This window comes from Staphylococcus sp. HGB0015 (assembly GCF_000411275.1).
GTDB classification, from domain to species: domain Bacteria; phylum Bacillota; class Bacilli; order Staphylococcales; family Staphylococcaceae; genus Staphylococcus; species Staphylococcus schleiferi.
On the sequence record NZ_KE150417.1, the window covers coordinates 56,293 to 68,562 of the forward strand.

Consider the following 12,270-nt stretch of genomic DNA (forward strand, 5'->3'; position numbering starts at 1 on the left):
AAGATGCAGAAACGTTACAATCACTTGCGATATCAGTTTCTGAGCGAACTTGTGTTGCTTTATCTATAATAGCTTTCTGAACATGGTTTGAGATAAAACAGTTATCCTCAACAACATTTGTTTTAGAAATAAAAGTCCGACCACAAACCATACATTTAAAACGTTGTTTTAACAGATTTAAATACACTGCTATCTCTTGGAATCTTAAAAAAGTAATTCGCGATAAACGTTTTCCGTGTTTGTGTATTCGGTTTGGATTCGTATGATAACAGTGAGGACAAGTCATAGGCTTGTATGAAAGGGTACCAAAGATGACGTTAGATTTCTTACCTCTAATAACTACATCTTCTTCAACTTTAGTGATTTTAATATTATTATCTTTAATTTTTAGTAACTTTAATATATCATTACACATAGGCGCAATATGTCTCCTTTATTTTTGATTTAGTCACTTAAAATTATAGAGGCATTTGCGCTATTTTTGTACAAAAAAAGCAGGATGACTTATGTCACCCCACCATAAAAAATGAAGAACCTTTATTTTGAGGTATGATAAACGTAACGCAAAACAGATGAGGTGTGAAAAAATGACAAATCAACAATGGATATTATTCGATAAAGATGGCACACTGATACATTTTGATCAGAGTTGGACCAAGATAGGCATACAATTAGTTGATGAAGTCTGTGCACATTATAAAATTGATAATCGGATTGAAGTGTATCACAAATTAGGTATACGTGATCATCAATTTGTGAAAGGAAGTATCATGGCATCAGGAACGTTAAAAGATATGATCAATGTATTTAACGCTTTTACAGATGTGGAAACTACAAAATGGGTTTCGGAAAGAAGTCAGCAACTAATACGTCAAAGACAACCTGAAATTGAGTTGTATGAAGGTGTGCAGACATTGCTTTATGAACTAAAACAACAGTCCTATCAGTTAGGTCTAGTGACAAGTGATAATGCGGTAGGGGTAGACAAATTTATCAAAACCACACAATTGGAGCAGGTTTTTGACTTATTGATTTCTACAGAGGGTGATCAATATGAAAAGCCAGATGCACGGTTACTTCAACCTTTGTGGGACATGGGCGTTCAAGGTGAAGCGCTTGTCATGGTGGGAGATACAGATAACGATATGTTGACTGGAAAAAATGCAGGTAGTGCTTTAAATGTAGGTGTAAGAACAGGATTAGGGCAAGAAGCGACATTTGAAGCGGCAGATGTGGTCATTGATGACGTCAGTCAATTACTGTCGGTATTAGATAAAAAAGCAGATCAAAGAAGTTAACAACGTGCGTTGTTTCTTCTTTAACCTGCTTTAAAATTAGCGCATTAATCTTGAAAAGATACGGATTATGAACGCGAATCCACTTGTCTATATGTATGAATCACATGTTCGATTTTCTTGAGCACGATATCAATCGACTCAGGGTTTTCATATAAGTCGTATTCTTTAATATTGACACGAACAACTGGACAAGCGTTAAATTGATTAATCCAATCGTCATAACGTTTAAACAACATTTTCCAATATTCTGGATCTGTTTCGATTTCCATTTGACGGCCACGTGTTTGAATACGTTCAATCACAGTGTCATAATCAGATTCGAGATAAATAAGGACATCCGGCTTAGGAAAGTAAGGTGTTAATACCATTGCTTCGAAAAGGTTTGAGTAGGTCTGGAAATCTTCTTCAGACATTGTACCTTGTTCTTCATGCATTTTCGCAAAAATATCGACATCTTCATAAATAGAACGATCTTGTACAAAACCACCGCCATATTCAAACATACGTTTTTGTTCTTTGAAACGCTCTGCTAAAAAGTAAATTTGAAGGTGGAAACTCCATCGATTGAAATCTTGATAAAATTTATCGAGGTAAGGATTATTTTCTACATTTTCATAAGAAGTTCGAAAGTTAAGCTTCTCAGCTAAAGCTTGCATGATGATTTCCCAACACCAACGGTTCCAGCTATCGTAATAATAGCATTGGAAGGAATGTTATATTGATTCATTTCATTTGCCTCCGATTAGTTCGTTAATTTGTTCCAATACATACGCATAGTCATCAGGATTTTCAACAAAGTCAATTTTTGTTGTGTCTATCCATAAAACATGATGACCATCATTTTTTAATGATTGATAGTAATTTGCATAATCTTCTTTAAGTTTTAATAAATAATCATCTTGGATATTCGCTTCGAAATCACGGTCTCGTTTGGCGATACGGGCTTTAAGTATACTTAAATCTGCATCTAAAATAACAGTGAAGTCTGGAGAAATCAGATCTTCTGTCAAAATGTCATAAATTCTGGAAAATTTATCATATTCTTTATCATTTAAAGTATTACGCGCAAAAATTTTGTTTTTATAAATATGATAGTCGCTGACAATGCCACCATCGTATTCAGCTAAATATTGATAAGCTTTGTAACGATGACATAGGAAAAACATTTCCGTTTGAAAACTCCATTTGGAAATATCTGTATAAAAATCTGATAGATAAGGATTTTCGCCGACAATTTCTTTTGCTTCATAAAAGTGATAAGATTGACTCAACTTATGCGCTAATGAAGATTTGCCAACGCCTATCGGTCCTTCGATTGCGATAAACGGTTTTTTCATATTTTTCTCTCCATAAAAAATTTTATTGAACCAGTATTACAAATTTTAACACAAGTGAGGCTATTTCTGTATGACAAGTCATCAATATTATATGTCATTGGCACTTGAAGAAGCACGTGAAGCGGCAAAAAAAGGAGAAGTGCCTATCGGTGCCATTATCGTAAAAAATGAAAAAGTGATTGCACGTGCACATAATTTACGTGAAACCAATCAAAATCCGACTGCACATGCTGAGCATCTGGCAATAGAACAAGCTGCTGAAACGTTAGGAACTTGGCGATTAGAAGGGTGTACATTGTATGTGACACTAGAGCCTTGCGTGATGTGTGCAGGAACCATTGTGATGAGTCGAGTGGACACTGTTGTATTTGGTGCCTATGATCCAAAAGGGGGATGCACCGGTAGTTTAATGAATCTCGTTCAAGATCAGCGTATGAATCACCGAGCAAAAGTGATTGAAGGTGTATTGGCCTACTCGTGTGGTGAAATCTTACGTCAATTCTTTAGAACGCTACGTCAACGAAAAGCTGCTAAGGCAATGTCAAACTAAGCTTTAATTAAGGGATTGAGGCATGAAAAAATAATATAAGTGGGTGCCGAGTGTCAAATAACAAATACCTGACTGAATGACACAGCGTTGGACAGATAATCCTTTCGTTCGTTTTAAATAGATGAAAATGTTTGGACAATACTTATTGTCATAATTTTGATAGAATGAGACTGTATTTGAGACAGTCATTTTATATTTAAAACATAAAAGAGAGAGGGATAAAGATGGTAAAACTTATTGCCACAGATATGGACGGCACGTTGCTAAACGCTGCACATGAAGTTTCACAAGAAAATATTGAAGCCATTCAATACGCACAATCACGCGGTGTTACAGTAACAATTGCGACAGGCCGAGCGTTTTATGAAGCGAATGATCCGATTAAACCAACAGGATTAAAAGTCCCATATATTTGTTTGAATGGCGCAGAAGTTCGTGATGAAAGCTTTGATATTGTCCATACATCAAGTCTAAATCATGAACTTTATCAACGTATTCGAAACGTGCTCGTTCGTGAAAATGTCTATTACCAAATTTATACCAATTTTGGTATTTATACTGAAGATCCTGAGCGTGACTTAGCAATTTATTTGGACATTGCTAAATACTCAGGACAACAACCGGATGTTGAAAAAATACGTCAACATATTAATCATCGTATTGAAATTGGAACATTAAAAGTAGTAGACAACTATGACAATATAGAATCCGTAACAGGAGAGTTAATCATGAAAGTCCTTGCACATGATACAGATTTAGATAAAATTGCCCGAGTGAAGGCTGAATTGTCAGAGAGTAGTAATTTAGCGGTGTCTTCTTCTTCTAAAGGTAATCTAGAAATTACGCACATAGATGCACAAAAAGGGTTAGCATTATGTACGATTGCTGAAAAATTAGGCATTGATATGAAAGATACCATGGCAATCGGTGACAATTTGAACGATAAATCAATGTTAGACCGTGCAGGTATTGCTGTGGCAATGGACAATGCTTTACCTGAATTAAAAGAAAATGCCACTTTTGTAACAGCTTCGAATGAAGAGAGCGGTGTTGCAAAAGCAATCTATCGTGTTTTAGGTGAGGATAATTAAATTGGCTTAAGTGTGATATGGCATATTGTCTTTTAACTATATTGTAGCGTGTAAAATAATCCATCTAGCATGATGGATTTTGTATCAATCGGATTGGTGAAATGATATTTCAATTTTGCCTTTCCGATTTTTTTATGAATAAAAATAGAGGATCACTATCACGACGGTAAATTGTCTAGTTTCAAAGACTCATTTATAAAACATTAAAAAGAACCCTAGATTATTGGTTTAATCTAGAGTCCCTTCTAAATCATTAAGATTATGATGAGTTTGCCTCAAAAAAGATAATTTTATGAAAGTAAACTATGATTTTCTATATTTTAATTTTGCAAACGCATCATGCTGATGGATAGATTCCTCGTTGCGACATTCAATGTCGAAGCCTTCTATCCAGTTGACCTCTACTAAGTCAGCAGCAATCAAGCGTATTAAATCTTCTACAAAGCGTGGGTTTTCGTAAGCGCGCTCTGTTACTCTCTTTTCATCAGGTCTTTTTAAGATGGGATAAAGCATTGAGCTCGCATTGGCTTCCATTGCATCTAAAATAATCTCTTTATAGTTTTCAGGTAATGTTGCGTTTTTGTCGATATACGTTTTGACAGTAATTATGCCGCGTTGATTGTGTGCAGAGTATTCGCTGATTTCCTTAGAACATGGACAAAGCGTTGTCACTGCAGCTTCAATCGTCAATTCTTTACGTGTAACTTGATCATTATCGACAGCTAAACCATATGTGACATCTGCATGGCCAATTGCTTTAATTTGAGTAACTGGGCTCAAGCGATCAAAAAACCACTTTCCGCTCACGTCTACACCCGCACTTCGTTGTTTCATACTTGTTTTGAGACGATTCATCAATTGTGTTAATGCTTCAAATTCAAGTCGGATCCCGTTGTCATACTCCGCTTCGACAGATTCTAATATACGACTCATGTTAATGCCTTTTTCATCTTGCGTCAGGCTTGTCGAAAAGCTAAAATTACCAGCCGTTTGGTATTGATCAATCCAAACAGGGTAAACGAGATTTTTAATTCCTACTTCTTCTATTTCAAATAAGAAATTTTTATGCGTACTTTGAAGGTCGGGCATTTCAGATTTTGTTGTCGGCTTACTTCCGTTAACGGGATCAACCGAACCGAAATGTCTCCAACGACCTTCACGCGTTGATAAATCAAATTCAGTCATGTATCTTCCTCCACTAAATTTTCACAGTAATACGAATGTCATACCATTTATTTAAATTGATAAGTCCAAAATGTTTCTGTTGTTAAATAAGCTGCTGCATCTTTAGGTACACCCGATGCTTGTCCTTGAGGATTCGCAAGTTGTTCTAAAAACGGACCTGTTTGTGAACGATGCGCCTCAAAAGCAGCAAATTTTTGGTCTCTATAGTCTGAAATGTCATTGATGATATCAGGTTCACCGAGCACGTCGATGGCGTCGTTACTAAATGCTACAAGTTGTAGTCTTGGACGACGACTTTCTTCCATTCGACCTACTGTTCTTACAACAGCTTCAGCAGTCGCTTCATGGTCTGGGTGAACCGCATGCCCAGGATAGAAAGAAATAATGGTTGTAGGTTGCGTCTCATCGATTAATTTTTGAACCATTGCATCCATTTCTTCATGGGGTTCAAATTCAACCGTTTTGTCGCGTAGTCCCATTTTACGTAAATCTGTAATCCCGATTGCCTTTGCAGCATCTTCAAGTTCGCGTTCACGAATATCAGGCAGTGATTCGCGTGTCGCGATAGGGGGATTTCCTAAATTACGTGCCATTTGACCAAGTGTCAGACAAGCATAAGTAACTGGCACACCGTCGTTGATATAACGTGCAAGTGTACCAGCTGAGGAGAATGTCTCATCGTCAGGATGAGGAAAGATGACAAGAATATGTTTTTCAATCGTCATTTGTATTCGTACTCCTTTCTACGCCTTAAAAGGTTTGCGACTAATTTCAAGTGCTGCCGCAAGTTGACCTTCATAATTAAATCCTGCTAATAAGAACTCCTCATCATCGTTCACTTCGTAGTGTGTTAAGCCTTGAACGTAAACCCAACCGCTGTTGTCGAGCTTTAAACCTACGCGATAAGGATCCTTGCCGCCCCCTTTAAGTTGGGCGTGCTGATAAGTCAGCTGTATATTTCTTAAAAATGTGCCTGCGTTGAATACACGCTGATCAAAATGGTTCGCATAAGCGCCATTTGTTGTCTCAACGTGGATATAGACAGGTTCATTGGCATAGTGATCAAATAATTTTTGAACAGTCGTTTCTGTAATCGGTTGCAAAAAATTCACTGCCTTCCTGATTATGGTTATCTGTCCATTTTACTAAAAAAGAAAGAAAATTAATATAGCTCTGCTCATTTTAATCCTCAAATAAAAGCAAATCTTTACTTAATTGAGGTGTGGGTTGTCTTCTCATCACGAGCTGTTGATAACTTTCTGTAAAATAGTCAAGACGCTCTTGATCTTGTAAAAGATGATAGCTGAGTAGGTCAATAATAAAGTGATTGGCTAATTGTGAATTAATAAAATACGCATCATGCGTACGACTACGATCGGCAGTGATAATGATACGGTCACAATAACTTTCAAGTGCAGGAGTGCGCAAATGAGAAATAGCAATAATCGTCGCTCCATTTTGGTATCCATGATAAATGCTATCAATAATTTCTTGCGTCGCACCACTATTGGTAAAAGCAACAATGGTTGTTTTGTTATTGCACATATGCCCGACGACAGTCATTAAATGGGCATCAGTAATCGCAAGCGTATTAAACCCCATACGAGCAGTACGAAAATAAAGTTCTTGCGCGCTCAGTCCAGAACTACCAATACCGATAAAAATTGTTTTTTCACTATTTTTAATCGTATTTACGAGGTAGAGCAAATCTGACTCAACTAAAAATTCTCCAGTATGATCCATAATTGAACGATAGTGTTGGTGCAAAATTTGTATAGACGGACTATTATGAATCGGCTTCACTTGCAATTCATGTTGAATAGCGAATCGAAAAGATTGAAAACTATCATATTGTAGTTTATAAGCAAAGCGTGTCACACTTGAAGGCGAGACTCCAATCACATCAGCTAAATTATTTATGGCACCAATATCCATTTGATAATCAATATTTAAAATATAATTTGCAATTTGTCGATCCACTTTTGTGAAAAGATGTTGATATTGTTGAATACGATTTTCAATTTTCATAGCAATTCTCCTTTAATCTCATTGTATTTGAAAAGATTTTTCAAAACAATGTATTTTATTGACGGATATTTTCAAAATGATATATTGAAAGTGGACAGATGATGCATTGAAACACAAAGCATAAGCGTATAGTTATGCACCTTGTACTGTACTTTAAAAATGAAATATTTTTTAGACGTACGTTTTCAACTGCGAAAGATGTTGCGCAGAACGATTTAAATTGAATGAAGCATCATTGAAATCATAAATATAGACAGATTTTTAAAGAGATATGGCGTAGACAATGAATAGATCTACTTTAATAAAATGAAAAGTAGTCATATGACGGATAAAAATAGCTGAATCGAAGCGTAAACCTATGCCATACAGGCTAATACAAAGGAACAGACAACGAAAGGAATGTGGAATGATATGAAAATACCTCAAGGCTTGGTCGTATCGTGTCAAGCATTACCAGATGAACCGTTGCATTCATCTTGGATTATGAGCAAAATGGCTTTAGCAGCCAAAGAAGGCGGCGCGGTAGGGATAAGAGCAAATACAAAAGCAGATATTATGGCAATTCAAAAAGAAGTAGACTTGCCTATTATAGGCATTGTAAAACGCGACTATCCTAATTCCTCTGTTTTTATCACTGCGACCCAAAAAGAAGTGGATGAATTAATTGAGAGTGGTTGTGAAGTGATAGCATTAGATGCCACATTGCGAGAACGTCCAGAGCAAGATTTAGAAACACTAGTGACATATATAAGAGAAAAAGCGCCACAGGTTGAAATTATGGCAGATATTGCGACGATTGAAGAGGCTAAAAATGCGGATCGTCTAGGCTTTGATTATATAGGAACTACTTTGAGAGGCTATACAGAAGAAACACAAGGACAAGTCTTGTATGATCAAGACTTTAAATTTTTAACAGATGTTTTGTCAGTTGTACAACAGAAAGTGATAGCTGAAGGTAATGTGATCACACCGGAAATGTTGAAAACGGTATTTGAAAAAGGGGTATATGCTGCAGTAGTAGGCGGTGCAATTACAAGACCTCGAGACATTACAAGACGATTTGTAAAAATGATTGAGGAGTAGGATGCGAAGATGAAAATTATCAATTTAGGGACAGAAGCACATGCCTCATTCCATGTAGCGTGTGAACTTTACAAGCAAATGTTATATCAAAAAGAGAGTCGCTTAGGATTGGCGACAGGCGGTACAATGGTAAAAGTGTATGAATATTTAGTCGAGCTACTACAAAAAAATCAATTAGACGTTTCACATATTGAAACTTTTAATTTAGATGAATATGTTGGCTTAGCTGCAAATCATGAAGAAAGTTATTATCAATATATGCAAAAAGTACTTTTTAGCGCTTACCCACATTTTGATCCAGAGCGTATCCATCTCCCAAATGGGATTGCACAGGATATCCAAGCAGAAGCAAAACGTTATGAAGCGTTATTAGAAACAGGTGGCGCAGTGGACATTCAAATATTAGGTATCGGTCAAAATGGGCATATCGGCTTTAATGAACCAGGTACCTCTTTTGATAGCCTAACGCATTGTGTCAACTTGACTGAAAGTACAATTCAAGCGAATAGCCGTTATTTTGAAACGATTGATGATGTGCCTAAACAGGCGATTTCAATGGGATTGCATTCAATTATGAAAGCAAAACGTATTATTTTGCTTGCCTTTGGTGAGCAAAAAAGAGAGGCAATGCGTCAATTAATGACAAAAACCATTACAACTGAAGTACCGGCGTCAATATTACACCGTCATCCACATGTCGAAGTGTTTGTGGATGATGCTGCGATGCCTTAATCGATAAGGCTTTCCAGTATCTCCTCGATATCCGATTTGTTTAATCTCTTATATGTTGGGTAAATATGTTATCATGAGAGTTACAAATTAGACGGAGGATTGATGAAATCATGGAATTACAATTAGCTATAGACTTACTAAATAAAGAAGAGGCAGCAGAACTTGCTAAAAAGGTAACTGATTATGTAGATATTGTAGAAATCGGAACACCTATCGTAATTAATGAGGGCTTACCTGCCGTTCAACATTTAAAAGAAAATGTAAAAGATGAAGATGTCAAAGTTTTAGCAGACTTGAAAATTATGGATGCAGCTGACTATGAAGTGAGTCAAGCTGTTAAATTTGGTGCGGATGTTGTTACAATTTTAGGTGTGGCAGAAGACGCATCTATTAAAAATGCTGTAGAAGAAGCACACAAACATGGTAAACAATTGTTGGTAGACTTAATTGCAGTACAAGATTTAGAAAAACGTGCAAAAGAAATTGATGCGCTTGGTGCGGACTATATTGCCGTTCATACAGGTTATGACTTACAAGCACAAGGTCAATCACCACTAGAAAGCTTGAAGAAAGTTAAATCTGTCATTAAAAATGCAAAAGTTGCAGTTGCAGGTGGTATTAAACCTGAAACTGTTAAAGAAGTGGCTGCAGAATCACCAGACTTAATTATCGTAGGTGGCGGTATCGCAAATGCTGACGATCCACGTGAAGCAGCAAAACAAATTCGTGAAGCGATTGAAGGTAAATAAAATGGCTATTCAACAGCAATTTGAACTCATTCATCGTGAGCTTGAACAGACGTTGTCTCAAGTCGATGAAGAAGCCATCCGACAATTTGAACAAGCTGTGTTAAATGCAGAAGCGGTGTTTGTGACAGGTAAAGGACGTTCGGGTTTTGTCGCAAATGGTTTTACGATGCGTTTGAACCAACTTGGCCAAAAGGCGCATGTCGTCGGCGAAACGACAACACCCTCTATTCAAAAAGGGGATTTGCTCGTTGTCATTTCAGGTTCAGGTTCGACGACACATTTAAAATTATTAGCCGACAAAGCGCATGAAGTAGGTGCAACAATTGCTTTAGTAACAACAAAAGCTGATTCTAAGATAGGTGAACGTGCAGAAGTGACGCTTGTCCTTCCTGCAGGTACGAAACATCAATCTGAAGGCTCTGCTCAACCGCTCGGCAGTTTATTCGAGCAAAGTGCACAGTTGATGTTAGATGGTGTCGTATTAGATTTAATGTCCGCATTAGATATAAACGAGACAACCATGCAAAATAACCATGCTAATTTAGAATAGTATCATCAAAAATAGATCGATGATTTGAAATTGAGGGAAAAGCTAGTTTCTACAGAAGTGATGTGGAACTAGCTTTTTTTGAAAATGTTAATACGTTGAGAGGAATTTGCATGGCTTGCTTTCAGCTTTAAATTCTTTTTTAGATTAAGTGCAGCGATGTCTCATCCGCATGACACACTCGATTAATAGAATTTCCTTATAATTTAATAGAATTTATGTATTAGAAACTGATTACACGATTTGTTAGATTAAAGCAAAGTCATCTATCAAGGAGGAAATGTTATGGAGTATTCACCAAAACAAGGGATTAGAAGTCATGGTTTACCTCATGATCCATTTAAAAGTAGTACGGTACCACGTCCGATTGGTTGGATTTCAACGGTTTCAAAAGATGGGAAAGACAATTTAGCGCCTTATAGCCAGTACCAAAATTTAACGTGGGATCCACCAATGGTGATGTTTGCGGCGAATCAATCAGTATTAGGAAATCATGAGCGTAAAGATACGGTGAAAAACGCTGAAGAGACAGGTTGGTTTGTGTGGAACATGGCAACATATGAATTGCGAGAAGCTGTAAACTTGTCGTCTAAAGCGTTACCACCCGAGGAAGATGAGTTTGAATTTGCAGGTGTGACAAAAGAAGCATGTATCGAAGCGCCGGGTTACCGTTTCAAAGAGTCACCCGTGCATTTTGAATGTGAGTATGTCCAAACAATTCGCATTCCAACTGGCGACCCTGTTTCGGCGGTAGATATTGTTATTGGTCGTGTAGCGCAAGTACATATTGATGATAATGTCATTATGGATAATGGAAAGTTAGATATTAAGTCTATCCGTCCTATTGCGCGTCTAGGTTACTATGATTACACAGTTGTCGATCAAATTTTTGAAATGAAAGCACCAGCAGCAACGAAAGAAGAACTTGCAGGACTCGAGGGACGTAATTTCGATAATAAGTCTGAATAAGAGTGATACATCGAGGGTGACGGGGTTAAAGTATTAAGTATAATTTCTCATGATTTTTTTATTTACTTTTGAATTAGATTTCATACACTGATTTCGAAGTGGACAAGCTGAACAGTCATCACATTCATATAATTTAAAATCTCTTTTAAATCCATAACGGTCATGTCGATAAGCATACCTTTTAAATCCTAGACGTTTATGATTGGGACAAATAAACTCATCGTTAATTTCCGCATATGGCCAGTTTTGTGTGTTGAATATGTCACCTTTGATCGTCTTTCATTCTCATAAACGTGGCATCATGATCCGTTTTAGAATAACTATTTCGTTCTTTAAGAATCGACTTTTGATATCGATATGCCTCAATAGAGTATCAAAATTTACTACGTGAAAAAGGGATTTAGAGCAGTATGAGTCGTAAAGGAAACTGTTACGACAACGCATGTATAGAATCTTTTCATAGTATCATCAAAAAGGAATTGATACATCATCAGAACTATAAAACTAGGAATGAAGCGATGTTTAGCATTGTGGAATATATCCTTACTTTTTACAATTCTAAAATCGCACATTCAACGTTAAATTATATGAGTCCCATTGCATTTAAGAAGAAATACGCAACAAAATAACCTAGCTCAGAATGTACTTTTTGATTTTTAAAAGTACATGATGGGCTAGGCTAGCAAGCGAAGCGCGGTAGA

At 36.7% G+C, this 12,270-nt stretch carries 14 protein-coding genes and 3 pseudogenes; 9 read left to right on the forward strand and 8 right to left on the reverse strand.

Annotated features, from left to right (window positions below):
• On the reverse strand, positions 1-415 hold a 415-nt coding region (locus HMPREF1208_RS00235), incomplete at its 3' end, for an ISL3 family transposase (protein WP_016424314.1).
• A 172-nt stretch (positions 416-587) separates the two neighbouring features.
• Here HMPREF1208_RS00235 and HMPREF1208_RS00240 point away from each other — a divergent pair.
• Entirely contained in the window at positions 588-1,298 is a 711-nt protein-coding gene (locus HMPREF1208_RS00240; protein ID WP_016424315.1) for an HAD family hydrolase, read from the forward strand.
• Positions 1,299-1,363: 65 nt separating this feature from the next.
• Here HMPREF1208_RS00240 and HMPREF1208_RS00245 read toward each other — a convergent pair.
• Both HMPREF1208_RS00245 and HMPREF1208_RS00250 read right to left on the reverse strand, forming a co-directional pair.
• Positions 1,364-2,025: pseudogene (locus tag HMPREF1208_RS00245) on the reverse strand (deoxynucleoside kinase).
• 1 nt (position 2,026) lies between these two features.
• Positions 2,027-2,635 carry a deoxynucleoside kinase gene (locus tag HMPREF1208_RS00250; RefSeq protein WP_016424317.1) on the reverse strand — a complete coding sequence of 203 codons (609 nt, stop codon included), beginning with the start codon at positions 2,633-2,635 and terminating at the stop codon, positions 2,027-2,029.
• Between the two features lie 70 nt (positions 2,636-2,705).
• Here HMPREF1208_RS00250 and tadA point away from each other — a divergent pair, with 70 nt between their 5' ends.
• Together tadA and HMPREF1208_RS00260 are read left to right on the forward strand one after the other, a co-directional pair.
• Positions 2,706-3,185 carry a tRNA adenosine(34) deaminase TadA gene (gene tadA / locus HMPREF1208_RS00255; RefSeq protein ID WP_016424318.1) on the forward strand — a complete coding sequence of 160 codons (480 nt, stop codon included), beginning with the start codon at positions 2,706-2,708 and terminating at the stop codon, positions 3,183-3,185.
• A gap of 224 nt (positions 3,186-3,409) precedes the next feature.
• A complete protein-coding gene (locus HMPREF1208_RS00260) occupies positions 3,410-4,276 on the forward strand; it encodes a Cof-type HAD-IIB family hydrolase (RefSeq protein ID WP_016424319.1) in 867 nt (288 codons plus the stop codon).
• 303 nt (positions 4,277-4,579) lie between these two features.
• Here the strand turns inward: HMPREF1208_RS00260 and folE2 are convergent, their stop codons facing one another.
• The 4 genes from folE2 to HMPREF1208_RS00280 all read right to left on the reverse strand — a co-directional run bounded on the left by folE2 (position 4,580) and on the right by HMPREF1208_RS00280 (position 7,489).
• Positions 4,580-5,461, reverse strand: coding sequence for a GTP cyclohydrolase FolE2 (gene folE2 / locus HMPREF1208_RS00265; RefSeq protein WP_016424320.1), 882 nt, complete (start codon positions 5,459-5,461; stop codon positions 4,580-4,582).
• Positions 5,462-5,508: 47 nt separating this feature from the next.
• Positions 5,509-6,186, reverse strand: coding sequence for a bacillithiol biosynthesis deacetylase BshB2 (gene bshB2 / locus HMPREF1208_RS00270; protein ID WP_016424321.1), 678 nt, complete (start codon positions 6,184-6,186; stop codon positions 5,509-5,511).
• Positions 6,187-6,204: 18 nt separating this feature from the next.
• Entirely contained in the window at positions 6,205-6,564 is a 360-nt protein-coding gene (locus HMPREF1208_RS00275; RefSeq protein WP_037559048.1) for a YojF family protein, read from the reverse strand.
• Positions 6,565-6,643: 79 nt separating this feature from the next.
• Positions 6,644-7,489, reverse strand: coding sequence for a MurR/RpiR family transcriptional regulator (locus HMPREF1208_RS00280; RefSeq protein ID WP_016424323.1), 846 nt, complete (start codon positions 7,487-7,489; stop codon positions 6,644-6,646).
• A gap of 411 nt (positions 7,490-7,900) precedes the next feature.
• On the opposite strand from HMPREF1208_RS00280, the gene HMPREF1208_RS00285 reads away from it, so the two are divergent.
• From HMPREF1208_RS00285 to HMPREF1208_RS00305, 5 genes are all read left to right on the forward strand, one after another.
• On the forward strand, positions 7,901-8,572 hold the full coding sequence (locus HMPREF1208_RS00285; RefSeq protein ID WP_016424324.1) for an N-acetylmannosamine-6-phosphate 2-epimerase: 672 nt from the start codon (positions 7,901-7,903) through the stop codon (positions 8,570-8,572).
• A 9-nt stretch (positions 8,573-8,581) separates the two neighbouring features.
• The gene (nagB, locus tag HMPREF1208_RS00290) at positions 8,582-9,304 is read left to right on the forward strand and encodes a glucosamine-6-phosphate deaminase (protein ID WP_016424325.1); all 723 of its coding nucleotides are present in this window, start codon (positions 8,582-8,584) and stop codon (positions 9,302-9,304) included.
• A gap of 110 nt (positions 9,305-9,414) precedes the next feature.
• Positions 9,415-10,053 (forward strand): 3-hexulose-6-phosphate synthase, encoded by a 639-nt coding sequence (hxlA, locus tag HMPREF1208_RS00295; RefSeq protein ID WP_016424326.1) that lies wholly within the window; start codon positions 9,415-9,417, stop codon positions 10,051-10,053.
• Between the two features lies 1 nt (position 10,054).
• Positions 10,055-10,603: a 6-phospho-3-hexuloisomerase gene (gene hxlB, locus HMPREF1208_RS00300; protein WP_037559050.1), complete on the forward strand. Its 549-nt coding sequence runs from the start codon at positions 10,055-10,057 to the stop codon at positions 10,601-10,603.
• Between the two features lie 282 nt (positions 10,604-10,885).
• Complete coding sequence (locus tag HMPREF1208_RS00305) at positions 10,886-11,569, forward strand: flavin reductase family protein (protein ID WP_016424328.1); 684 nt, start codon at positions 10,886-10,888, stop codon at positions 11,567-11,569.
• A gap of 39 nt (positions 11,570-11,608) precedes the next feature.
• On the opposite strand, the pseudogene HMPREF1208_RS11615 reads toward HMPREF1208_RS00305, so the two are convergent.
• Positions 11,609-11,927: pseudogene (locus HMPREF1208_RS11615) on the reverse strand (transposase); the annotation flags it as partial.
• Between HMPREF1208_RS11615 and HMPREF1208_RS12600 the strand changes: the two are divergent.
• Positions 11,923-12,198 (forward strand): annotated as a pseudogene (locus tag HMPREF1208_RS12600) (IS3 family transposase); the annotation flags it as partial. The pseudogenes HMPREF1208_RS11615 and HMPREF1208_RS12600 overlap by 5 nt on opposite strands.
• Positions 12,199-12,270 lie beyond the last annotated feature (72 nt).